Here is a 21,843-nt window from a genome sequence, read left to right as displayed (position 1 = left end):
CGGACCGGGCTTCGCCCGATCCTCCTCCTTTACCTCGCCCAAACCCTCACCCGACACCCTCGGCCGAACCTGCGCATGCCACCAGGCGAAGGCCACAGTGGTGCGGGTCAGGACGGCAGTGGGTTTCCCGAAGCGAGGTAAAGGAGGAGGACCTGGCGCAGCCAGGGCCGGGGGACACGAGCGCAGGGGAACCCGCTGGCGGCCTGATCTTCGACCAACCGAGGAACAAGAAAACGAACGGCCGCAACGTGCCGGCAGGAGACATCCCCGGCGATCGGCGATGACCCTGCTTATTTACGCAGGCGCATCTGCCAATCTTGACTCCACCAGCCTGCCAGCCTCAATTCGCAGCTGCCTCTCACAGCGCTCGGCAATCTGGCGGTCGTGCGTGACCAGCACGAGCGTGGTGCCCGCTTCGCGGTTGAGCTCGAACATCAGCTCCATCACGGCGGCACCGGTGGCGTAGTCCAGACTGCCAGTGGGCTCGTCTGCCAACAACAGCGCCGGGCGCTGCACAAAGGCTCGCGCCAGCGCCACGCGCTGCTGCTCGCCACCCGAAAGCACGCGCGGATAGTGACCCAGGCGCTGACCGAGGCCGACGCGCTCCAGCATCGCCGTGGCCTGCGCGCGGGCATCACGAATGCCGCGCAGCTCCAGCGGCAGCATCACGTTCTCCAGGGCATTCAGATTGGCCAGCAGCTGAAAGCTCTGGAACACAAAGCCCAGCTCCCTGGCTCGCAATGCGGCGCGCTGATCTTCATCGAGCACGAACATGTCCTGCCCGCGCAGCCGCACCGTGCCGCTGGTGGGTTTGTCCAGGCCGGCGAGTATGGCCAGCAAGGTGCTCTTGCCCGAGCCCGATGCGCCGACGATGGCCACCGATTCCCGCGCCTCCAGCCGGAAGCTGATGTCATGCAGAATCGTCAGCTCGCCGGTGGCGTCGACCACCGATTTGCGGACATGGTCGACTTCGATGATGAATTCAGAAGACATGGGTGGTTTGGATGCTGATGCTCAAGCGGCGTGACTGGTTGCTGCACTGTAGCCTGTGGGCGGCCGCGCCGCTGGTAGTCGCCGCAGAAACGGAGAAGCGCATCGTAGTGCTGGGCGACAGCCTCTCGGCCGAATACGGCCTGGCCCGCGGCACTGGCTGGGTGGCGCTGCTGGAGCAAAGGCTCGCTGCGCAGAGAGTGAATGCCAAGGTCGTCAATGCGAGCATCAGCGGCGACACCACCTCGGGCGGCCGCTCGCGCCTGACCGCAGTCTTGAAGCAGCACAAGCCGTCGATTCTCGTGATCGAACTCGGTGGCAATGACGCGCTGCGCGGGCTGCCGATGGCGATGAGCAAGGACAACCTGCGCGCCATGACCCGCGCGGCCAAGGCGGCCGGCGCCAAGGTGCTCTTGCTGGGCATGCAGATGCCGCCCAACTATGGCGCGGCCTATGGGCGTGAATTTGCCGAAGTCTTCGAGCAGGTGGCCAAGGAAGAAAAGGCCGGCCTCGTTCCCTTCTTGCTCAAAGGCGTGGCCGACCGCGCGGATGCCGAGAGCTGGTTCCAGAGCGACCGCATCCATCCCTTGGCCCGGGCGCATCCCGTGATGCTGGACAACGTCTGGCCGGCGCTGAAGCCCCTGCTCTAGGGGCGACGGTTCAGCGCTCCTTCTCTTCCTTGCGGCCAGGCGGCCTGTTGCGGCTTTCGTCCTCGCGCTTGCGCTGCGGAGCGGCTTCGGGCGCCTGCGGGCGGGCGGGCTGAGGCATCTGCACCTGAGGCATGGCGGGCATGGGCTGCGGCGGGCGAGCCTCCGCCGGACGCGGCGGCGTCCAGGCGGGCTGGGTCGGGCGGTCTTCGCGCCTGTCCTCGCCACGGTCACGGCGCCAGCCACCGAACTGCGGCTGCTGCACTTGCGGTTGCTGCACTTGCGGCACCTGGACCTGGGGCACCTGAGGCACCTGCGGCGGCTGCACTTGCGGCAGCTGGGGCGCTTGAGGCTGCTGCACCGGCGGCTCGCGACGGTCGTCGCGCCGATCATCACGGCGCCAGCCTCGGCGGTCTTCGCCGCCCTGCTGGCCTTGGTCCTGCGGGCGGTAGTTGCCCCAGCGGTCCTCACGAGGTCCGGGCTGTTGCTGCTGGGTCGGCCGCGTCACTGGCGGCACAGGCGACACCTGCGGCTGGGCCGGAGCCTGCACGCTGCCCGGCTGCGGCACTGCCACCACCGGCGCCGGATTGCCCGGACGCGGCAGCTTGTCGCGCCAGGTCGGGCGGTCGTCGCGGTCGTCACGGTCAGCCCGGTCGCTGCGATCTGGCCCGCGGTTGCCACGGTCGCGCGGGTCGCGATGGTCCCGCTGCCCCACCCAGCTCGGCGGATCCACGCGCTGGCCGCGTCCCGGGCCGCCCTCGCCTCGCGACGGCGCCTGCACCACCGGCTGCACCGGGCCCATATCGGGCTTGTAGGGCTGCGGACGGCCACGCCACTGCTGCTCGTGCGGCAGCACGCTGATGGCGCCCACCACATCGCGGTTGCGATAGCGCGGCGAACCACCACCCACGCGCACATCGACATCCACGTTGATGCGGTTCACATAGTGCGGGCTGTGCTTGTAGCCGGGCACATAGGCTTCACGCGGGCCCAGCGGGAACCAGCCATGGCGCGGCGGCGGGCTGTGTCGGCCACCGCCGATGCTCACACCCACAGAGAAATTGCCGCCGCCCACCCAGGCCACCAGCGCCGGAGCAAACACCGGGCGGTTCACATAGCGCCCCGGCGCCCAGCACCAGCGGCCACGCACCTGCACCCAACGGCCATAGTGGAACGGGGCAAAGCCCCAGCGCGCGTCATCCACCCAGGTCCAGCCCCAGGGCCGCACCCAGGCCCAGCGGCCGTAGCGGTAGGGCGCCCAGTCGACGGCCAGTGCCAGCGGAAACCAGATCGCACCGTACTCATCATGCTGCTCCCAGCGGCCATGGCGGTCCAGGTCTTCCGCGCCGGTCATCTCGGACGAGACATAGCGGTTGACCGGACCATCGCCCTCGGATTCGCTCTGGGCCACGGCCCAGTCGCCGAAGAAATCGCGCTCGATGCGCTGGCGCTCGACACGGGGGCCATTGCCCCACCAGAACTCGGCTTGCTCACCACCGCTCAGGAGCGTGGGCATGCCGTCGCCCCTGGGTTCGAAGCGGAGCTGGCCCAGCCAGGCATAGGCGCGGCTGCCGCGCTCCAGCTGGTCGACCCGGTACAGGCCTTCGCGCTCGAAGGCGAAGCGGCCCTCGCGGGTCAGGATGCGGGTCTCGGCGACGTTCTCGCGCGAGCGAAGCCGCATGGCAAGCTGGCCGCGAGCGAGCAGCAGCTCCACGGCCTCGTCGTCCAGGCGGCTGAATTCAAGATCGGCGCGCTCATCCAGCCAGATGCTGGTGGAGCCGATGCGCAGGGTGACACGGGCGCCGTTGTCGGTGCGCAGCCGGTCGCCTTCGGTGATGGGCTGGTTGCGTTCGACCTTCTGCCACTCCTTGTCTTCGACATCGAAGAGCCAGGCTTCGCCGACCACGTCGGCCACCCGGCCCACCCGCCCGGGCGGGTCTGCATAGGCAGACTTGAAGGCCAGCAGCAGGCTGGCAAACATCAAGAGCAGGAAGAAGGGAATCAGTCGGCTGCTGCTGTTCTTCTGTACGTGGCTGGCCATGGGCGCTCCTCGGTCGGTCAAGCCTGAACGCGGCAGCGCAGGCAGTCGCTGACCGGGTTACAGACCATTACGACAAATCAATCTTCGTCGGCACTGGGGTCGAGTTCGGGGAACAGCACGCTGGTGTAGCCAAACCTCGTGAAGTCCCGCACCCGCATCGGGTACAGCAGGCCTTGCAGATGATCGCACTCATGCTGGACCACCCGGGCATGAAAGCCCTCCGCCTCGCGCAGGATCGGCTCACCGTCCAGGCCGAAGCCTTCGTAGCGGATGCGCGTGGCGCGCGGCACCACGCCGCGCAGGCCCGGCACCGAGAGGCAGCCTTCCCAGCCCTCTTCCTCTTCGTCAGTCAGCGGCGTGATGCTCGGATTCAGGAGGATGGTCTGGGGCACGGCCGGCGCGTCCGGATAGCGCTCGCTGCGCTGGAATCCGAAGATGACCAGTCGCAGGTCCACGCCGATCTGCGGTGCCGCCAGCCCGACGCCCCTGGCAGCGGCCATGGTGTCGAACATGTCGGCCACCAGCTCGCGCAGGGCGGGCGTGCCAAACTCCGTAACATTCCGGGCCACGCGCAACAGCCGCGGGTCACCCATCTTCAAGATTTCTCTGACGGCCATGCGCCGGATTCTACGAAAGCAGCCATGCAGCCGGATTTTGTCGAGGACCTGGGCAATGGCATCTACGCCATCGACACGGCCTTCCAGCGCGACCACTTCGACGCCGCCTATCTGATGGTCGAGAACGGCCGCGCCGCCTTCATCGACACCGGCACCAACCACGCGGTGCCGCGCCTGCTGGCGGCCCTGGCATCACTGGGCCTGGGTGTCGAGGCGGTCGACTGGGTCATTCCGACCCATGTGCACCTGGACCATGCCGGCGGCGTGGGTCTCCTGATGCAGTCGCTGCCGAATGCACGCCTGCTGGTGCACCCCCGCGGTGCACGTCACCTGATCGATCCAAAGGCGCTCTATCTCGGTGCGCTGGCGGTCTATGGCGAAGAGGAAATGCAGCGCAGCTACGGGCAGCTGCGCGGCGTGCCGGCCGAGCGGGTGGATGAGAGCTTTGACGGACAGACCGTCTCGCTGGGCGGCCGCGAGCTGCTGCTGATCGACACTCCCGGCCATGCCCGCCACCACCATTGCATCTGGGATGCAAGGACACGCGGCTGGTTCACCGGCGATACCTTCGGCCTGTCCTACCGTGAATTCGACACCGCCGCCGGCCCCTGGGTGCTGCCCACCAGCACGCCGGTGCAGTTCGAACCGCAAGCCCTGAAGGCCTCGATCACGCGGATGATGAGTTACGGCCCCTGGCAGATGTTCCTGACCCATTACAGCCGCGTCGGCGACGTGGGCCGGCTGGCGGCCTCGCTGCATGCGCAGATCGACGCGATGGTGGCGCTGGCCCTGCCCTTGAAAGCCGACCCCGAGCGCCATGAGAAGCTGAAGCTAGGCCTCTCAGAGCACTACCTCGAGGAACTGCGCCGACATGGCTGCGCCTTGCTGCCGGAGCGTCAGCTTGAATTGCTGGCCATGGACATCGAGCTGAATGCCCAGGGCCTGGCCGTCTGGCTCGACAAGCGCGCCACCTGATCAGACGTCCAAACCCAGCTCCTGGATCTTGCGGGTGATCGTGTTGCGACCGATGCCGAGCTTCTGCGCGGCTTCGATCCGGCGGCCGCGCGTGATGTCCAGCGCAGTCAGGATCAGGCTGGCCTCGAAACGCCGCGTCAGTTGATCCCAGACATCGGGCTCACCGGCCAGCAAGAGCCTGCGGGCCTCGCGGGCCATTTCGGTGACCCAGACTTCGGGGCCGCTGCCGACGCTGGCAGCGCTGACCGTGCCCGCCGATGGCGCGAAGCCGCCTGACGCAGCGGCCGGAGCGCTCTCGCCCATGGGCGCAGAAGACGCGGCAGGCATCACCACGCCCAGCAGCTCCTGCGGCAGGTCCTTGGCCTCAACCACCTGACTCGGCGCCATGACGCTGAGCCAGTGGCAGATGTTCTCCAGCTGCCGGACATTGCCCGGGAAGTCGAAGTTCTCCAGGCGCGAGAGCGCAGCGTCCGACAGCCGCTTGGCCTCGACACCCAGCTCCGTGGCACTGCGCTGCAGGAAGTAGCGCGCCAGCACCGGAATGTCTTCGCGGCGCTCACGCAAGGCTGGCAGGCGCAGCCGGATCACGTTCAGGCGGTGGAACAGGTCTTCGCGGAAGGCGCCCAGCCGCACCCGCTCTTCCAGGTTCTGGTGCGTGGCCGCGATCACGCGCACATTGCTGCGCAGCGGGCTGTGGCCGCCAACCCGATAGAACTGGCCGTCGGACAAGACGCGCAGCAAACGGGTTTGCAGGTCCAGCGGCATGTCGCCGATCTCGTCCAGGAACAGCGTGCCGCCATCGGCCTGCTCGAAGCGACCGCGCCGGGTGGCCTGAGCGCCGGTGAAGGCGCCGCGCTCATGGCCGAAGAGCTCGCTCTCCAGCAGGTCTTTCGGAATGGCCGCGGTGTTGATCGCCACGAACGGGCCTTCGGCGCGCGGGCTGTGCTTGTGCAGCGCGCGCGCAACCAGCTCCTTGCCCGAGCCCGACTCACCGGTGATCAAGACCGTCACATGGCTTTGCGACAGGCGGCCGATGGCGCGGAACACGTCCTGCATCGCAGGCGCCTGGCCCAGCATCTCGGGCAGTTGCGCGGCCTGCTCCTCGGCCACCGCTTCGCGCAGGCTCTCTTCCTGTGCGCGGCGGATCAGCTCCACGGCTCGCGGCAGGTCGAAGGGCTTGGGAAGATATTCAAAGGCCCCCCCCTGGAAGGCGGCGACCGCGCTGTCCAGGTCGGAGTAGGCGGTCATGATGATGACCGGCAGCGTGGGATGCTGCTCGCGCACCTTGGCCAGCAGGTCCAGGCCCGAGCCACCCGGCATGCGGATGTCCGACACCAGCACCTGCGGGCTGTCGGTCTCCAGCGCCGTGAGCAGGTCGCGCGTGTTGCTGAAGCTGCGCACCGGCATGCCCTCGCGGCTCAGTGCCTTCTCGAGCACGAAGCGGATCGAGTGGTCGTCGTCAACAACCCAGATAGATTTCATTCAGCGCCTCTTCCGCCGTCAGGGCAGTGGCAAGGTAATTCGAAAATCGGTCCGGCCCGGTTCGCTCTCGCAGTCGATCATGCCCTGGTGCTGTTGGGCGATCGTCTGCGCCAGCGTGAGGCCAAGCCCTGAACCGCCATCGCGCCCCGACACCAGGGGGAAGAAGATGCGATCTCGGATCTCGGCCGGCACACCGGGGCCGTTGTCTTCCACATGCAATTCCAATGCCAAGCGCCAGCGCTGCTTGCCGATGGTCACTTGGCGCGCGACTCTCGTGCGCAAGGTGATACAGGCATCGCCCACAGCGATGCGCGGCTGCAGGGCCAGCGCCGCGTTCTGGACGATGTTGAGCACCGCCTGGATCAGCTGCTCGCGGTCGCCGCGGAAGTCGGGCAGCGAGGTGTCGTAGTCGCGGACGATGGCCAGGCCGCGCGGAAACTCCGCCAGCACCAGGGCCCTCACCCGTTCGCAAACCTCGTGAATGTTCACGTCCACCACCACCTGGGCGCGCCGGTGCGGGGCGAGCAAGCGGTCCACCAGGCTCTGCAGCCGGTCCGCCTCGTGCACGATCACCTGCGTGTATTCGGCCAGCTCGTCCCACAGCTCGGTACCTTGCAGCTCCATGGCCAGCAACTGCGCGGCACCACGGATGCCGCCGAGCGGATTCTTGATTTCATGGGCCAGGTTGCGCACCAACTCCTTGGTCGCCTGCACCTGATCCAGCGTGCGCTCCTCGCGGTCCTGGCGCATCTGCTGTTCGTTCTCGATCAGCTCCACCAGCACCAAGGCCTGACCCTCAATCTGGCTGACGATGACCTGCACCGGCAGGGGCTCTTCGTTGCGCTGCTGATGCTGGGGATTGCGGCGCAGGTGCGCGTCGAAGCGGCTGCTGGAATAGGCGTTGCGGGCTACGCCGGCCACCGCCTCGCGCAGATGCGAGGCATCGACCAGCCAGTCATAGAGATTGCCGTGGACGACCGCGCGGCGCGAGAGCCGCATGACGTTCTCGAACGCAGCATTGGCAAACAGGCATTCGCCGTCAGGCTGGATCACGGCCACCATGGTAGCCAGCAAGTCGAAGCCAGCGAACTGCGACTCCAGGCCGCGTGGGTTCGTGCTCATCGGACTGCTCCTGCAAGCGGCCGCGGCCGCCGAGTCAAGGCAGCTTGCTGATCTCGCGCTTGAGCGCCTCGATGTCGGCTTCCTGACGCGTGATGCTGGCCTTCAGCTCGGCCACACGGTCCAGATATTTCTGGTAGTTGCGCTCTTCGCCACGACGCTCTGGCGTGCCGTTGTTGTACTCGGCACGCAGCTCCGACAACTTGGACTCGGCATTGCGCAACTCGGCCTGCAGCACCGAGCGCCGCTCGCTGTCGCGGCCGCGTTGCTGTTGCGACTCGACCTTGCTCTCGTTCGGCCGCGCATTGCTGCTGACTGTGCCGCTGGCAGGCGGTGCCGGCCGGCGCGCCGGTTGCAGCACCGTGATGGGCGCGCCCTCGATGGTGCGGCAGCCCTTCTCTTGCGCTTCCTTCGCGCTCAGGGCATCGGTGTACAGCACCGGCGGGCCGGGGCAGCGATAGACGATGGTCTGAGCGCTGGGCTCGCCAAGCAGGGCCAACAGCAGAGCCGGCAACAGGTACCGGGCAGCTCGCAGATGAATGCTCATGAGGGCGATTGTGGCGCATGAATGTAAAAGGGACGGCCAAGACCGTCCCTTTGTCTGTATCAGCCGGTTTGGCTGGGGCTCACTGCCATTACAGGCTGTAGTACATGTCGTATTCGACCGGGTGCGTTGCCATGCGGAAGCGGGTCACTTCCTGCATCTTCAGGTCGATATAGGCATCGATGAAGCTGTCGGTGAACACGCCACCCTTGGTCAGGAAGGCGCGGTCCTTGTCCAGGTACTCCAGGGCCTGATCCAGGCTGTGGCAGACGGTCGGGATCTTCGCGTCTTCTTCCGGCGGCAGGTGGTACAGATCCTTGGTGGCGGCTTCGCCCGGGTGGATCTTGTTTTCGACGCCGTCCAGGCCCGCCATCAGCAGTGCTGCGAAGCACAGGTACGGATTGGCCGAAGGATCGGGGAAGCGCGCTTCGACGCGGCGGCCCTTGGGGTTGGCCACGTAGGGGATGCGGATCGAGGCCGAGCGGTTCTTGGCCGAGTAGGCCAGCTTCACCGGGGCTTCGAAGCCAGGCACCAGACGCTTGTACGAGTTCGTACCCGGGTTGGTGATGGCGTTCAGCGCGCGAGCATGCTTGATGATGCCGCCGATGTAGTACAGGGCGAAGTCGGACAGGCCTGCATAGCCGTCGCCAGCGAACAGGTTCTTGCCGTCCTTCCAGACCGACTGGTGAACGTGCATGCCGGAACCGTTGTCGCCAACGATGGGCTTGGGCATGAAGGTGGCGGTCTTGCCGTAGGCATGGGCCACGTTCTGCACCACGTACTTCTGCAGCTGGGTCCAGTCGGCGCGCTGCACCAGCGAGCTGAACTTGGTGCCGATTTCCATCTGGCCGGCGTTGGCCACTTCATGGTGATGCACCTCGACCGGGATGCCCAGCTGTTCGAGGATCAGGCACATTTCCGAGCGCATGTCCTGGCCGGCGTCGACCGGGGGCACGGGGAAGTAGCCGCCCTTGACGGTGGGGCGGTAGCCGCTGTTACCGTGCTCGTACTCCTTGCCGGTGTTCCAGGCAGCTTCTTCGCTTTCGATCTTGAAGAAGCAGCCGGACATGTCATTGCCCCAGCGGATCGAGTCGAAGATGAAGAATTCGGGTTCCGGACCGAAATAGGCGGTGTCGCCCAGGCCGGAAGACTTCAGGTAGGCCTCGGCGCGCTTGGCCAGCGAACGCGGGTCGCGCTCATAGGCCTTGCCGTCGGTGGGGTCGATCACGTCGCAGGACAGGATCAGGGTCGGCTCTTCGAAGAAGGGGTCGATATTGGCCGTGTTCGGGTCCGGGATCAGCAGCATGTCGGAGGCTTCGATGCCCTTCCAGCCGGCGATCGACGAACCGTCGAATGCATGACCCGACGTGAACTTGTCTTCGTCGAAGTGGGAAACCGGCACGGACACATGCTGTTCCTTGCCACGGGTATCGGTGAAGCGGAAGTCGACGAACTTGACTTCGTTTTCCTTCACCATCTTCATCACGTCGGCGACGGTCTTGGCCATCAATAGCTCCTGCTGCAGTAGGTTCAATGTGGAATTCGGCGAGCGCGTGGGCGCTACGGGGTATTACTTAGCAGTTTGTGTGCCAACACCATGACAAAACCGCTGTTGGCCGCCTGCCTCTGGTGCACAGGCGCTGCGAGGCCGCATTATGCGCCGCGACGGGGCCGACGATCAGGGTTTACGCACCTCCGAAGTGCACCACGCGCCAACGTAGGGCACCAAAATGGCGCCTGACGTAGCACCAAATTGGCGCAACATTTCAGCTCAGTGGCGTGAGCACTTCGAGCTCCACCGGCGGTGGTGGCGGCGCAGGCGGCACTGCGGCCGCGCGCAGCTGCTGCAAGGCGGCCAGCGCATAGTGGGCGAACCAGGCGGTCGAGAAGGCGAAGACCAGCATGTAGAGCCAGATCGTCACCAGGATCAGGAACGGCGCCAGCACCACCGCCATCACGCCCAGGGCCCAGATGAAGGCCGGCGCCGCGCCCAGATAACCGGTGATCACGCCAATGGCCAGCAGTGGCCCGCGATGCGCCTGCAGCAGTTGCCGGCGCTCCTCGGCCGAGGCATGGGCTGCCAGCACGTCGAAGCTGAAGATCTTGAAGCTCAGCCAGCCCCAGATCAGCGGCGGCAGGATCAGGATCACCGGCGGTATCAGCCAGAAAGGCATGCTGACGACGAGCGCGCCCAAGGCCAGCAAGGTAGCGCCCAGCGCGATGAACACGCCCTGGATCAGGCCGCCGCCCTGCTTCTTCTCGAGGGTCGGGAAGCGCCTGGCCGCCACCAGGCCCACGATGGCCTGCGTCATGCACAGCGCGACCAGGAGGAGGCTCATGAGCACGATCACCGGCAACACCATGGCCAGAACGACCAGCGGCGCCAGCGCGCTGCGGAAGCCGCCGGCGCCCATGGCGTCCAGCCATTGCAGCAGGCTTTCGACCAGCTTCCATTGCTCGAGCGTGGCACGCACACCGGCGACCGAAGCCTCCCAGCCGAAATACATGAAGACGCCGCTGAGCAGCGCCACCACCAGCAAGGGCAGGAGCGACAGCCCGATCACCTTGGGGTGCAGGCAGTAGGCGGCCGCGCGCCAGAAAGAGTCGCCCAGTCGGCTCATATGTTCCAAAGCTGCTCTCCTGCGCTTGTCTTGCTGGCTGGCCAGCTGTTCAGCCTCGGCCGGCCAGGCGCTTCAAGCCCAGCCACTGCTGGGCCCAGAAGCCGCGGCCGTAGTCGCGCCCGCCCTCTTCGGGCAGCTGGTCGCGCACGCCGGTGGCATCGTATTGCAGCTTGAAGTCGGCCGTGCCGAAGACGATGTCCCAGAGCGGGAACAGCACTGCGAAGTTGTGGCCGCCCAGCGTGCCACGGCCGCCCGACTCGTGGCCTATGCCGATTGAGTGATGGCGGCGATGGAAACGCGGGCTCACCAGCACGCGCTCCAGCACGGCACCAAACCAGATCCGCGCATTGGCATGCTGCAGGCTTTCCATCAACTGCGAGATCGCCACCAGGGCCACGAACTGCCCCGGGCCCACGCCGATCAGGCGCGCCACCAGCACAAAGGCGGCGTCGATCAGCACATCGTCCAGCAGGTGGTTGCGGTTGTCGCTCCACAGCGTCATCTGGCGCTGGCTGTGATGCAGCGAATGCAGGGACCACCACCAGTTGAAGGAATGCTGCGCGCGGTGCAGCCAATACATGAGCAAGTCGAACACCAAGAGGTAGAGCAGGAAGCTCACCATCGGCTGGTCAGTCACGCCGGGCCAGAGACCGTCGAGCTGCCAGGTCGGCACTCCCAGCATGCGCATCTCGCCGGACAGGGCATCAAAGATCGGGTCCAGGCTGAAGAACATCGCCAGCCGGAACAGCCCCAGGCGATGGATGAGCGTGTAGAGGATGTCGACCCGCACGGCCGCGCGGTCGCTCACCGCCTCGACCGGTCGCCAGCGTTCCAGCGCGCGCAAGACGGTCAGCATCACGGCGATCTGCAAGAGGCCGACCAGCAGCCAGCCGGTGGCCTCGTAGGCGTCTTCCAGGCGGGCGCCCAGGCCGATGCCGAACACGAGAGGCTGGACCAGCGACTCGAACAGCCATTGCTGGGCTTCGCCGAAAAGCTCGACCAGCTTGTCGATCATGGCAACTCCAGCGGCTTGTTCATCACGGCCGCAAAGCCGGGATGCTCGCGCATCGCCGCGAAGCACATGCCCTTGTCGATCAGGCCCTTCATCAGCGGCTCCAGCACGGCGGGCGCCCAGGCGTCCTGGCGTTGCCAGATGCCCAGGTGGGCCATCAGGATATCGCCCGGCCGGATGTCGCGCAGTGCGCGTTCCAGCAAGTGGGCATTCGGATAGCGGTCGCTGGGCAATTCATCGCCGAGAAAACCGGCCGGGCTCCACAGCACCGCGGTGAAGCCGCAGGCCTGGGCGGCCGCAAGCAGCGCGGGCGAGGTCTTGCCGGCCGGTGGACGGAAGATCGGCGACATCGCCTTCCCCGTCATTGCCTGAAAGCGCTGGGCCGGCTTGCGCAGGCCTTCGCAGTACTGCGCGGCCGTCAGCTCGCGGATGCGTGGCTTCTCGATGCCAGCCGCAGTGCGCACCTTGAAACGGCCATCGGGCAGGTCCGCCAGCCAGGTGTCGTGCTCCCAGGTGTGCGAGCCGAAGTCATGGCCCTCGGCTGCACGCGCGCGCCACCACGGCGCCCATTCCTCGTCCAGCGTCTTGCCGCCACTCTGTGTCGGCTCATTGGCCAGGAAAAAGGTGGCACGGGCGTCATAGCGCTTGAGCAGCTCAGCCACCAAGGGCGCCACGCCCATGTGGCCGGTGTCGAAGCTCAGGTAGACCGGCTTGCTGCAGCTCGGCGCGGCCTGCGCCGCGGCTTGCCCCAGCAGCAACGCTGCAATGATCAGGCGACGAAGTTTCACTGGCGGGGCATGTGGTCCAGGGTCCAGACGCCGTGCGGCGACTTGCCCACCACCACCTGCTTCACGACCTTGCGTGTGCTCATGTCGATCATGGTGAGCTTGCGCGCCCAACGTGAGGTGACGAGCAGCGTCTTGCCGTCCGGCAGGATCTCCATATCGTCCGGGCCGCCGGGGCCGGGCAAGGTGTCGACCACCGTGAAGCTCTGCAGGTCGATCTTGCTGATGTTGTTGGCCGCGCGGTTGCTGACCAGCACATGGCGCTTGTCCCCAAAGGCGCGGAAGCTGTGCGCGCCATTGCCGGTTGGAATGCGCTTGACCAGCTTGGGTGCGGCACCGGTCACGTCATAAACCTCGACCAGCTTGTCGCCGGTCAGCGCCACCAGCAGGTGCTTGTCGTCGGGCGTCAGGTAGATGTCGGCCGGCATCTTGCCGACCGGAACTTTCCAGCGCGGGGCCAGGGTCGTCAGGTCGATCGCGGTCAGCTCATCGCTGTCCTGCAGGCTCGCATAGACCACCGTGCTCTTGGTGTCGATGAACAGGTGGCTGGGTGTCTTGGGCGCCGGGATGCGCTTGACCAGGAAAAGTGGCTGCTCAGCGTTCTGCGGCTGCCAGCGGTACAGCGCAATATGGTCCAGCCGGTTGCCAGCGGTGATGAACCACTTCATGTCGGGCGAGAAGCGAAGGTGGTAGGGGTCGGTGACCTTGCGGATCACGCGCTGCACCTCGGCCGTCTTGGGGTCGATGAAGGTCAGCGAATCCCCGAGCGCATTGGCCACCACCATGGACTTGTCGTCAGGCGTCAGGTAGAGGTGATGCGGCTCCTTGCCGGTGGGGATGCGCTTGACCTGCTTGAACGTGACCGGATCAATGACGCTGATGTCGGCATCGAGCGAATTCAGGACAAAGATCGGGTGGGGCGCGGCCTGGGCAGCACCGGCAGCCAGTGCCAGGGCAGCAACGGCGCAGAAACGGGAGAACATCAGGAAATCCTCGAGGCGGACGATGGGCGACTGGCGCCAGTGTAGAGGGCCGGCTGGCGCCGGCCCTTGACCTCACACACTATTCGTTGTCGCCGCCGAGGATGCCGCCCAGCAGGCCGCCGGTCGCGAAGCCACCCAGCACCGAGCCCTCCTCGCGGCTGCCACCGCGCTGCGGCGCGGCCGCGAAGATGCGCGAAGCCAGGCGCGAGAACGGCAGGCTCTGCAGCCAGATCTCGCCCGGGCCGGTCATCTTGGCCAGGAACAGACCTTCGCCGCCGAACAGCGCGGTCTTGATCTTGCCGACGTACTGGATCTCGAAGTTCACATTGGGCGTGTAAGCCACCACACAGCCGGTGTCGACCATCACGGTCTGGCCGGGCTGCAGCGTGCGGCGCACCACGGTGCCGCCGGCGTGCACGAAGGCCAGGCCATCGCCCTCGAGCTTCTGCATGATGAAGCCCTCGCCACCAAAGAAGCCGACGCCCAGCTTCTGCTGCAAGGCAATCCCGAGGCTCACGCCGCGCGCGGCGCAGAGGAAAGCATCTTTCTGGCAGATCAGCATGCCGCCGAGCTGGCGCAGGTCCATCGGCAGGATCTTGCCCGGGTACGGTGCGGCAAAGGCCACGCGCTGCTTGCCGGAGCCGGTGTTGGTGTAGACCGTCGTGAACAGCGATTCACCGGTGATCAGGCGCTTGCCGGCGCCCAGCAGCTTGCCCAGGAAACCGCCCTGGTTGGCCGAGCCGTCGCCGAACAGCGTGTCCATGCTGATGCTGGCATCCATGAACATCATGCTGCCGGCCTCGCCGATGGCTGCTTCGCCCGGGTCCAGTTCGACCTCGACGAACTGCATCTCCGCGCCCTTGATCTCGTAGTCCACCACATCCATTGCCATTGCTCTCTCCAGTAAGCAGTTCAATGGGCGGCATCCTACCCAAAACCACCGCGCCTGCTCCCTATACTCGCCGCATGAGCGAACCCGAGCTGCCGGCGCTGAAGCCCGGCGACAGCTATGTGCAGTCCTTCGCCCGCGGCCTGGCGGTGATACGCGCTTTCAGCGCCGCAGCACCGCGGCAGACGCTCACCGAAGTGGCCAAGCGCTGCGGCCTGAGCCGGGCCGGCGCGCGCCGCATCCTGCTGACGCTGGAGTCGCTCGGCTATGTGAAGCTGGATGGCCGCCTGTTCTATCTCACGCCCAAGACGCTCGACCTGGGCTTTGCTTACCTGAGCTCGCAGCCGCTGTGGCATCTTGCCGAGCCGGCGATGCAGGCGCTGACCGCCGAGCTGCAGGAGTCCTGCTCGGCCGCCGTGCTGGACGGCGAAGACATCGTCTACGTGCTGCGCGTGCCGGCACGCAAGATCATGAGCATCAACCTGGGCCTGGGCAGCCGCCTGCCGGCCTGGTGCACCTCGATGGGCCGCGTGCTGCTGGGTGCCCTGCCCGAGCATGAGCTGGAAATGCGGCTGGCCAGGCTGCAGATCACCCGCAACACGGCGCACACGGTGGCCGATGTGGACCAGCTGCGCGAGCGCATCCACCAGGCCCGCAAGCAGGGCTGGAGCCTGATCAATCAGGAGCTGGAAGACGGCCTGATTTCACTGGCCGCGCCCATCACCGACCGCAGTGGCCAGGTCATAGCCGCCTTGAACATCGGCGCACAGGTCAACCGCATGCCGCCCGAGGCGCTGCTGGAGCGCGGCCTACCGAAGCTGCTTGCCGCAGCGCAGAGCATCTCCGGTCTGCTGGCCTTGAAATCCTGACAGGCCGACCGGGACCGTGGTGATCCTGGATCGCCAATGAAGAAGCGGCCCGAAGGCCGCTATTTGCCGAGAGAGCCCTTGGCTCAACCCATGTGCAGGCCGCCGTTGCAGCTGAAGTCTGCGCCGGTGGTGAAGCCCGACTCCTCACCCGCCAGCCAGGCCACGACCGAGGCGATTTCCTCCGGCGTGCCCAGGCGCTTGATCGGGATCGAGGCAACGATCTTCTCCAGCACGTCGGGGCGCACGGCCTTGACCATGTCGGTGCCGATATAGCCCGGGCTCACGGTGTTCACCGTCACACCCTTGCTGGCCACTTCCTGCGCCAGCGCCATCGTGAAGCCGTGCATGCCGGCCTTGGCAGCCGAATAGTTGGTCTGGCCGAACTGGCCCTTCTCGCCGTTGACCGAAGAGATGTTGATGATGCGGCCCCAGCCCTTGTCGAGCATGTCCTCGATCACCTGCTTGGTGACGTTGAACATCGAGTTCAGGTTGGTGTTCATCACCGCATCCCAGTCGGCGCGGCTCATCTTGCGGAACATGCCGTCACGCGTGATGCCGGCGTTGTTCACCAGCACGTCGACCGGACCATGCTCGGCCTTGACCTTGGCAAAGGCCGCCACGGTCGAATCCCAGTCGGCCACGTTGCCGACCGAGGCGTAGAAGGTATAGCCCAGCGCGCTCTGTTCAGTCAGCCACTTGTCGTAGTCGCGGCTCGGGCCGCAGCCGGCGATGACCGTGAATCCGTCCCGGTGCAGGCGCTGACACATCGAGGTTCCGATGCCGCCCATGCCGCCGGTCACATATGCAATCTTCTTGCTCATCGCTTGTCTCCTGTCTATGCCCTGAGGGCTATTTCTATGCATTTGCAGGCTCCCGCAAGCCGCCGCGGCGGTCAAGCGGGTCCGCCCCTATTTCTGTTGCTCAGCGCTCGACCGTGAGCGCCACGCCCATGCCGCCGCCGATGCACAGCGAGGCGATGCCCTTCTTGGCGTCACGGCGCTGCATCTCATGCAGCAGCGTCACCAGGATGCGGCAGCCGGAGGCGCCGATCGGGTGGCCCAGCGCAATGGCGCCGCCGTTCACGTTCACCTTGCTCGTATCCCAACCCATCTGCTGGTGCACGGCACAAGCCTGGGCCGCGAAGGCCTCGTTGATCTCGAGCAGGTCCAGGTCCTGCGGCTTCCAGCCGGCACGCTCCAACGCCTTGCGGGCCGCGGGCACCGGGCCCATGCCCATGGTGGCCGGGTCGAGCCCGGCCGAGGCGTAGCTGGCGATGCGGGCCAGCGGCTTCAGGCCCAGGGCCGCGGCCTTGGCCGCACTCATCACAACAACGCCGGCGGCGCCGTCGTTCAGGCCCGAGGCATTGCCGGCGGTCACGCTGCCGGCCTTGTCGAAGGCGGGGCGCAGGCCAGCCAGTACTTCGGCCGTGCTCTTGCGGTTGATGAACTCATCGGCGTCGAAAGAGATGGCGTCGCCCTTCTTCTGCGCAATCGAGACCGGCACGATCTCGTCCTTGAAGCGGCCGGCTTCCTGGGCCGCTGCGGCCTTCAGCTGCGAACCCAGCGCCAGCTCATCCTGCATCGCGCGGCTGATGCCGAATTCCTTGGCCACGTTCTCGGCCGTGATGCCCATGTGGTACTGGTTGTAGACGTCCCAGAGGCCGTCCACGATCATGGTGTCGACCATCTTCCAGTCGCCCATGCGCTGGCCGTCGCGCGAGTTCGGCAGCACGTGGGGCGAAAGGCTCATGCTCTCCTGGCCACCGGCGATGACGATCTCGCTGTCACCGTCGCGGATGGCTTGCGCCGCCAGCATCACGGCCTTCAGGCCCGAGCCGCAGACCTTGTTGATGGTCATGGCCGGCACCGTGTTGGGCAGGCCGGCCTTGATGACGGTCTGGCGGGCCGGGTTCTGGCCCGAGCCGGCGGTCAGCACCTGGCCAAGAATGACTTCACCGATCTGGCTGCCTTCCAGGCCGCTGCGGCGCAGCAGTTCTTTCACCACCGTGGCACCCAGCTCGGGCGCTGGTGTCTTGGCCAAGGTGCCGCCGAATTTGCCGATGGCGGTGCGGGCCGCGGCGACGATGACGATGTCGGTACTCATGAATGTCTCCTGAACGATCTGGCAATCAAGCCTTCTGCTTCACGTAGCGACCGGGTGCAGGCTCGATGGCCTTGTACTTGCGGCTGCCCGCGGTCTTGGGCGCGGCCTTCTTGGGGCCGGCGTGGCTGGCCAGCCAGGTGGACCAGTCGGTCCACCAGCTGCCCGGATGCTCGGTGGCTGCATCCAGCCAATCCTGCGCCTTCTTGGGGAAGGTGTTGCCCTTGCCCACCCAATGGCTGCGCTTGCCCTTGGCCGGCGGATTGATCACGCCGGCGATATGACCCGAGGCGCCCAGCATGAAGCGCTTCTTGCCGCTGAACACCTGCGTTGAACGGTAGGCCGCATCCCAGGGCACGATATGGTCTTCGCGCGAGCCGTAGATGTAGACCGGCGCCTCGATCTTGCTGAGGTCGAGCTGCTCGCCACACACCGTCAGCTTTCCCGGCAGCTTCAGCTCGTTCTGCAGGTAGGTGTGGCGCAGGTACCAGCAATAGAAGGGGCCCGGCAGATTGGTCGAATCGCCATTCCAGTACAGGAGGTCGAACGGTGGCGGCGCCTCGCCTTTCAGGTAGTTGCCGACCACATAGTTCCAGACCAGGTCGTTGGGCCTGAGGAAGCTGAAGGTCGTGGCCAGTTCCTTGCCGGCCAGCAGACCCGGGCCCTGCGGCGCATTCGGGCCCAATGTGTTCTCACGCATCTCGACCGACAGCTCGTCGATGAAGATGTCGAGGATGCCGTTGCTCTCGAAATCGATCAGCGTGGTGAGCAGGGTCAGGCTGGCCGCCGGCTGCTCGCCTCGCGCCGCCAGCACGCCCAAGGCGGTGGCGAGGATGGTGCCGCCAACGCAGAAGCCCAGGGCGTTGATCTGCTCGCTGCCGCCGATTTCCTGCACCACCCGGATGGCCTGGATCGCGGCTTTCTCGATGTAGTCGTCCCAGGTCCAGGCCTTGCAGCTCTCGTCCGGATTGCGCCAGCTGACCACGAAGACCCGATGGCCCTGGCTCACGGCGTAGCGGATCAGGGAGTTCTCTGGCTGCAGGTCGAGGATGTAGAACTTGTTGATGCAGGGCGGCACCAGCAGGAAAGGCCTGGCGTGCACCTGCGGGGTGAGCGGCTTGTACTCGATCAGCTGGAACAGCTCGTTCTCGAACACCACGCTGCCCTCAGTCGTGGCGACATTGCGGCCGACCTCGAAGGCGCTCTCATCCGTCTGCGAAACATGGCCGCGCTGGATGTCGGCAAACAGCTGTTGCACGCCCTTGGCAATGCTCTCGCCCTTGGTCTTCAGCGCCAGGGCCTGGGCCTCGGGATTGAGCGCGAGATAGTTGCTCGGCGCTGCGGCATCCACCCATTGCTGGACAGCGAAGCGAATGCGTGCCTTGGTCTTCTCATCGCCTTCGACCTTCTCTGCCAGCTCCATCAAGGTGCGCGCATTGAGCAGGTAGAGCTGGGCGGTGAAGGCGCCGGCCGGATTGCTGGCCCAGGCCAGGTCGGCGAAACGACGGTCGGGCAGCGGCTTGGCTTCGGGGAGGCTCAGGCTGCGGTTCCACAGCTCGGTGGCCTGCTGCAGATAGGACTGCTGCATCTGCTGCAGGGCATCGACCGGTATCTGCAGCCCGGCCAGCGACTTCATCGCCTCGCCCAAGCCCGCCATGGCGGCCATTGGATCCTGCGGCGCCTCAGCTTCAGTGCTGGCGCCCTTGCTGTTCTTCTTGCTCATATGTCTCCTGGTCATCGCCGATCATCAGGCAAGAAGCTTGCCACAGCGACCCAGCCGCTGTTGTACGCTGCTTTACTTACCTTGCTATGACACCGCATGTACATCGTTGCAATCGCCTGGGCCTTCGTCGTCCTGCTCATGGCCCTGACTGAAGCCACCAGCAGCCAGGGCACCGTGATCGGCGCCTTCTTCACGCTCCTGCTCTATGGCGTGCTGCCGCTCTCCATCGTGCTCTACCTGATGGGAACACCATCCCGCCGCGCAGCGCGCCGCAAGGCCGAGACCCAGGAACCGGCAGCATCACAGGAGCCGGATGGCAGCGACCATGCGGCCGGCGAGCGGCTCATGCCGGAACGAAAAGAACCGTGAGGGCTCGCTGCGCGTGCACCAGTGGCCGCCACTGACTTTCGTCAAGCCGACCCGCTGCAATCGCTCGCGAGCCAGCGCCGGCAGGTTGGCCAGCCAGCGCGGCTCGCCCTGCGCATTGGCGCGGTAGACGAAGAAGTCAGGATCGGGTGAATCCGTCGAGCCGCCGAAAGCCTGAACGACGTCGGCACCCACCTCGAACTGCCTTGGGCCAATGCAAGGCCCCATCCACGCACGCAGCTCGGCCGGCTCGCAGCCAGCGGCCTCACACAAATCGCGCACCGTGTTCTCCAGCACGCCGCCAGCCAGGCCGCGCCAGCCGGCATGTGCGCCCCCCACTGCGCCAGGCGCTGCGAACAGCACCGGCAGGCAGTCAGCCACCTGGATGGCGCAGCCAATCCCCGGCCTGGTGCTGATGCTGGCGTCGAACTTGGGCCGTTCACCATCCAGGTGCGCCGCTTCAAGATGCAGAACATCAGCGCCATGCACCTGATGCAGGAAGACGGCCGGCGCGCCCAGCGCCTCGTCAACCTTGGTGCGGTTGGCATTCACCGCGGCCGGATCGTCCTGTACCGCCCGGCCGACATTCATGCTCGCATGAGCACCGGTGCTGACGCCGCCGGCCCGCGTGGTCATGAAGGCCTTGATGCGCGGCCATGCCGCGGGCAACTCCCAGTCAGGGATCAACCAGTCCGGATCGATCATTTGCCCCTCGACCGATGAGTACACCGGCCGGTCCCCCGAGGGGACGTGGTCCGGCTTGGGGCGGCCCTGCGCTCGGACATCATTCAGCATCCGGGCACGCCGAGGGTTGCGTCTTGCTGAAAGCGTCCAGTGCCATGCAGGTCTCAAACACCTTCATCACCGCGGGCACATGATCGAGCCGGCATTCAAAGCGCTGGGCATTGAATATCTGCGGAACCAGCACGCAGTCCGCCAGGCCGGGCGTGTCGCCATGGCAGAACCGGCCTGACGCGCCCTCACGCAGCAAGCGCTGCTCGACGGCCTCCAAGCCGGTCTCCACCCAGTGCTTGTACCAGCGGGTCTTCTGGTCTTCGCTCAGGCCCATGTCCTTGACCAGATAGCGCAGGACGCGCAGGTTGTTGAGCGGGTGGATCTCGCAGGCGATGTCCTGCGCCAACGCCCGCACGCGCGCACGACCCAAGGCATCGCTGGGCAGCAGCGGCGGCTCGGGATGGGTTTCATCGAGGTACTCGATGATGGCCATCGACTGGGTGACGACCGCATCGCCATCGCGCAGGAGCGGCACCAGGCGCGAACTGGCCACCGCGCTGTAGCTTTCGCCCAGGTGTTCGTTCCTGGCGAGGTGCACGGATTTGTAGTCGTAGTCCAGGCCCTTGAGCGCCAGCGCGATGCGCACGCGGTAGGAGGCCGAGGAGCGGAAGTAGTTGAAAAGTTCCATGGCGTTTCTTGTCGATGCTTGGGGTCGGGCCCGCACGGTCATCATGCCACCGGCTGGCTACACTGAGCCCATGTTCCTCGCGCGTCGCTTCAAGCATTGCCCCACGTGCGGCAGCCCGGTCGAGTACCGCGTGCCGGCCGATGACAACCGTGAACGCGCGACCTGCCTGTCCTGCGGCGCCATCCACTACGAGAACCCCATCAATGTGGTCGGCACCTTGCCGGTCTGGGGCGATGGCCCTGACGGCCAGGTGCTCCTGTGCAAGCGCGCCATCGAGCCGCGCTACGGGTTCTGGACCTTGCCCGCCGGCTTCCTGGAACTTGGCGAAACCGCGGCCGAAGGCGCGCAGCGAGAAACCGATGAAGAAGCCGGCGCGCAGATCGCGCTGCATGAGCTCTATTGCCTCCTGAACGTGGTCAAGGTCGGCCAGATCCATCTCTACTTCCGCGCCACCCTGCTCTCGCCCGAGTTCAACCCAGGGCCCGAGACGCTGGAGGCCAGGCTCTTCCACGAGCATGAGGTGCCCTGGGACGAAATCGCCTTCCGCACCGTGCGCGAGACCCTTCAGAGATTCTTCGAGGACCGGCGCCTGGGCCGCCCCTTCCAGCTACACAGCGCTGACATCAGCTGACGCCGGCAGCACAATGCGCGCACCTT

General features: G+C 66.1%; 22 protein-coding genes. 5 read left to right on the top strand and 17 right to left on the bottom strand.

Features of this window, described 5'->3' with window-relative positions; all coding sequences use genetic code 11:
• Nucleotides 1–294: 294 nt before the first annotated feature.
• Entirely contained in the window at nt 295–993 is a 699-nt protein-coding gene (locus tag ABT392_RS03385; protein WP_334278702.1) for an ABC transporter ATP-binding protein, read from the bottom strand.
• A gap of 11 nt (nt 994–1,004) precedes the next feature.
• Between ABT392_RS03385 and ABT392_RS03380 the strand changes: the two genes are divergently transcribed.
• Nucleotides 1,005–1,640 (top strand): arylesterase, encoded by a 636-nt coding sequence (locus ABT392_RS03380; RefSeq protein WP_395386613.1) that lies wholly within the window; start codon nt 1,005–1,007, stop codon nt 1,638–1,640.
• A 10-nt stretch (nt 1,641–1,650) separates the two neighbouring features.
• Here the strand turns inward: ABT392_RS03380 and ABT392_RS03375 are convergent, their stop codons facing one another.
• Both ABT392_RS03375 and def read right to left on the bottom strand, forming a co-directional pair.
• Nucleotides 1,651–3,678: a DUF6600 domain-containing protein gene (locus ABT392_RS03375; protein ID WP_395386614.1), complete on the bottom strand. Its 2,028-nt coding sequence runs from the start codon at nt 3,676–3,678 to the stop codon at nt 1,651–1,653.
• 77 nt (nt 3,679–3,755) lie between these two features.
• Nucleotides 3,756–4,295 (bottom strand): peptide deformylase, encoded by a 540-nt coding sequence (gene def, locus ABT392_RS03370; RefSeq protein WP_334278700.1) that lies wholly within the window; start codon nt 4,293–4,295, stop codon nt 3,756–3,758.
• A gap of 24 nt (nt 4,296–4,319) precedes the next feature.
• Between def and ABT392_RS03365 the strand changes: the two genes are divergently transcribed.
• Nucleotides 4,320–5,270, top strand: coding sequence for an MBL fold metallo-hydrolase (locus ABT392_RS03365; protein ID WP_334278699.1), 951 nt, complete (start codon nt 4,320–4,322; stop codon nt 5,268–5,270).
• Here ABT392_RS03365 and ntrC read toward each other — a convergent pair whose 3' ends face one another.
• The 9 genes from ntrC to ABT392_RS03320 all read right to left on the bottom strand — a co-directional run bounded on the left by ntrC (nt 5,271) and on the right by ABT392_RS03320 (nt 14,708).
• Nucleotides 5,271–6,752 carry a nitrogen regulation protein NR(I) gene (gene ntrC / locus ABT392_RS03360; protein WP_334278698.1) on the bottom strand — a complete coding sequence of 494 codons (1,482 nt, stop codon included), beginning with the start codon at nt 6,750–6,752 and terminating at the stop codon, nt 5,271–5,273.
• An 18-nt stretch (nt 6,753–6,770) separates the two neighbouring features.
• A complete protein-coding gene (glnL, locus tag ABT392_RS03355; protein ID WP_395386615.1) occupies nt 6,771–7,874 on the bottom strand; it encodes a nitrogen regulation protein NR(II) in 1,104 nt (367 codons plus the stop codon).
• Nucleotides 7,875–7,908: 34 nt separating this feature from the next.
• Complete coding sequence (locus tag ABT392_RS03350) at nt 7,909–8,418, bottom strand: hypothetical protein (protein WP_395386616.1); 510 nt, start codon at nt 8,416–8,418, stop codon at nt 7,909–7,911.
• 88 nt (nt 8,419–8,506) lie between these two features.
• Nucleotides 8,507–9,922, bottom strand: coding sequence for a type I glutamate--ammonia ligase (gene glnA, locus ABT392_RS03345; RefSeq protein ID WP_334278695.1), 1,416 nt, complete (start codon nt 9,920–9,922; stop codon nt 8,507–8,509).
• 259 nt (nt 9,923–10,181) lie between these two features.
• A complete protein-coding gene (locus ABT392_RS03340) occupies nt 10,182–11,036 on the bottom strand; it encodes an EI24 domain-containing protein (protein ID WP_334278933.1) in 855 nt (284 codons plus the stop codon).
• Between the two features lie 49 nt (nt 11,037–11,085).
• Nucleotides 11,086–12,051 (bottom strand): sterol desaturase family protein, encoded by a 966-nt coding sequence (locus tag ABT392_RS03335; RefSeq protein WP_334278693.1) that lies wholly within the window; start codon nt 12,049–12,051, stop codon nt 11,086–11,088.
• Entirely contained in the window at nt 12,048–12,836 is a 789-nt protein-coding gene (locus ABT392_RS03330; RefSeq protein ID WP_395386617.1) for a polysaccharide deacetylase family protein, read from the bottom strand. Before ABT392_RS03330 ends, ABT392_RS03335 begins: the two co-directional genes overlap by 4 nt.
• A complete protein-coding gene (locus tag ABT392_RS03325; protein WP_334278931.1) occupies nt 12,833–13,819 on the bottom strand; it encodes a YncE family protein in 987 nt (328 codons plus the stop codon). Before ABT392_RS03325 ends, ABT392_RS03330 begins: the two co-directional genes overlap by 4 nt.
• Nucleotides 13,820–13,895: 76 nt before the next feature.
• A complete protein-coding gene (locus tag ABT392_RS03320; protein ID WP_334278692.1) occupies nt 13,896–14,708 on the bottom strand; it encodes a TIGR00266 family protein in 813 nt (270 codons plus the stop codon).
• Nucleotides 14,709–14,782: 74 nt separating this feature from the next.
• Between ABT392_RS03320 and ABT392_RS03315 the strand changes: the two genes are divergently transcribed.
• Nucleotides 14,783–15,574: an IclR family transcriptional regulator domain-containing protein gene (locus ABT392_RS03315; protein ID WP_334278691.1), complete on the top strand. Its 792-nt coding sequence runs from the start codon at nt 14,783–14,785 to the stop codon at nt 15,572–15,574.
• Nucleotides 15,575–15,657: 83 nt separating this feature from the next.
• Here the strand turns inward: ABT392_RS03315 and phbB are convergent, their stop codons facing one another.
• From phbB to phaC, 3 genes are all read right to left on the bottom strand, one after another.
• Entirely contained in the window at nt 15,658–16,395 is a 738-nt protein-coding gene (gene phbB / locus ABT392_RS03310) for an acetoacetyl-CoA reductase (RefSeq protein ID WP_334278690.1), read from the bottom strand.
• Nucleotides 16,396–16,495: 100 nt separating this feature from the next.
• Nucleotides 16,496–17,677 (bottom strand): acetyl-CoA C-acetyltransferase, encoded by a 1,182-nt coding sequence (locus ABT392_RS03305; RefSeq protein WP_395386619.1) that lies wholly within the window; start codon nt 17,675–17,677, stop codon nt 16,496–16,498.
• A 25-nt stretch (nt 17,678–17,702) separates the two neighbouring features.
• Nucleotides 17,703–19,331 carry a class I poly(R)-hydroxyalkanoic acid synthase gene (gene phaC / locus ABT392_RS03300; RefSeq protein ID WP_395386863.1) on the bottom strand — a complete coding sequence of 543 codons (1,629 nt, stop codon included), beginning with the start codon at nt 19,329–19,331 and terminating at the stop codon, nt 17,703–17,705.
• 162 nt (nt 19,332–19,493) lie between these two features.
• On the opposite strand from phaC, the gene ABT392_RS03295 reads away from it, so the two are divergent.
• Nucleotides 19,494–19,766 (top strand): hypothetical protein, encoded by a 273-nt coding sequence (locus ABT392_RS03295; protein ID WP_395386620.1) that lies wholly within the window; start codon nt 19,494–19,496, stop codon nt 19,764–19,766.
• On the opposite strand, the gene pgeF is transcribed toward ABT392_RS03295, so the two are convergent.
• Together pgeF and maiA are read right to left on the bottom strand one after the other, a co-directional pair.
• On the bottom strand, nt 19,698–20,468 hold the full coding sequence (gene pgeF, locus ABT392_RS03290; protein WP_395386621.1) for a peptidoglycan editing factor PgeF: 771 nt from the start codon (nt 20,466–20,468) through the stop codon (nt 19,698–19,700). The two genes, ABT392_RS03295 and pgeF, sit on opposite strands and share 69 nt — an antisense overlap.
• A gap of 79 nt (nt 20,469–20,547) precedes the next feature.
• Nucleotides 20,548–21,186, bottom strand: coding sequence for a maleylacetoacetate isomerase (maiA, locus tag ABT392_RS03285; RefSeq protein WP_334278686.1), 639 nt, complete (start codon nt 21,184–21,186; stop codon nt 20,548–20,550).
• 70 nt (nt 21,187–21,256) lie between these two features.
• Here maiA and ABT392_RS03280 point away from each other — a divergent pair, with 70 nt between their 5' ends.
• Nucleotides 21,257–21,817, top strand: coding sequence for an NUDIX hydrolase (locus ABT392_RS03280; protein WP_334278685.1), 561 nt, complete (start codon nt 21,257–21,259; stop codon nt 21,815–21,817).
• Nucleotides 21,818–21,843 lie beyond the last annotated feature (26 nt).

It is taken from the genome of Paucibacter sp. JuS9, assembly GCF_044043925.2.
Lineage (GTDB): Bacteria > Pseudomonadota > Gammaproteobacteria > Burkholderiales > Burkholderiaceae_C > JAUASW01.
The sequence above is the reverse complement of the archived record's forward strand: the minus strand, read 5'-3'. Positions and strand labels throughout refer to the sequence as shown.

Bases quoted from the DNA above. Each gene is read 5' to 3' on its own strand.
- glnA (WP_334278695.1), bottom strand. From the start codon at position 9,922: ATGGCCAAGACCGTCGCCGACGTGATGAAGATGGTGAAGGAAAACGAA.
- ABT392_RS03380 (WP_395386613.1), top strand. From the start codon at position 1,005: ATGCTGATGCTCAAGCGGCGTGACTGGTTGCTGCACTGTAGCCTGTGG.
- ABT392_RS03320 (WP_334278692.1), bottom strand. From the start codon at position 14,708: ATGGCAATGGATGTGGTGGACTACGAGATCAAGGGCGCGGAGATGCAG.
- def (WP_334278700.1), bottom strand. From the start codon at position 4,295: ATGGCCGTCAGAGAAATCTTGAAGATGGGTGACCCGCGGCTGTTGCGC.
- ABT392_RS03365 (WP_334278699.1), top strand. From the start codon at position 4,320: ATGCAGCCGGATTTTGTCGAGGACCTGGGCAATGGCATCTACGCCATC.
- ABT392_RS03280 (WP_334278685.1), top strand. From the start codon at position 21,257: ATGTTCCTCGCGCGTCGCTTCAAGCATTGCCCCACGTGCGGCAGCCCG.
- ABT392_RS03305 (WP_395386619.1), bottom strand. From the start codon at position 17,677: ATGAGTACCGACATCGTCATCGTCGCCGCGGCCCGCACCGCCATCGGC.
- ABT392_RS03340 (WP_334278933.1), bottom strand. From the start codon at position 11,036: ATGAGCCGACTGGGCGACTCTTTCTGGCGCGCGGCCGCCTACTGCCTG.
- glnL (WP_395386615.1), bottom strand. From the start codon at position 7,874: ATGAGCACGAACCCACGCGGCCTGGAGTCGCAGTTCGCTGGCTTCGAC.
- phaC (WP_395386863.1), bottom strand. From the start codon at position 19,331: ATGGCGGGCTTGGGCGAGGCGATGAAGTCGCTGGCCGGGCTGCAGATA.
- ntrC (WP_334278698.1), bottom strand. From the start codon at position 6,752: ATGAAATCTATCTGGGTTGTTGACGACGACCACTCGATCCGCTTCGTG.
- ABT392_RS03350 (WP_395386616.1), bottom strand. From the start codon at position 8,418: ATGAGCATTCATCTGCGAGCTGCCCGGTACCTGTTGCCGGCTCTGCTG.
- ABT392_RS03385 (WP_334278702.1), bottom strand. From the start codon at position 993: ATGTCTTCTGAATTCATCATCGAAGTCGACCATGTCCGCAAATCGGTG.
- ABT392_RS03295 (WP_395386620.1), top strand. From the start codon at position 19,494: ATGTACATCGTTGCAATCGCCTGGGCCTTCGTCGTCCTGCTCATGGCC.
- pgeF (WP_395386621.1), bottom strand. From the start codon at position 20,468: ATGATCGATCCGGACTGGTTGATCCCTGACTGGGAGTTGCCCGCGGCA.
- ABT392_RS03335 (WP_334278693.1), bottom strand. From the start codon at position 12,051: ATGATCGACAAGCTGGTCGAGCTTTTCGGCGAAGCCCAGCAATGGCTG.
- maiA (WP_334278686.1), bottom strand. From the start codon at position 21,186: ATGGAACTTTTCAACTACTTCCGCTCCTCGGCCTCCTACCGCGTGCGC.
- ABT392_RS03375 (WP_395386614.1), bottom strand. From the start codon at position 3,678: ATGGCCAGCCACGTACAGAAGAACAGCAGCAGCCGACTGATTCCCTTC.
- phbB (WP_334278690.1), bottom strand. From the start codon at position 16,395: ATGAGCAAGAAGATTGCATATGTGACCGGCGGCATGGGCGGCATCGGA.
- ABT392_RS03315 (WP_334278691.1), top strand. From the start codon at position 14,783: ATGAGCGAACCCGAGCTGCCGGCGCTGAAGCCCGGCGACAGCTATGTG.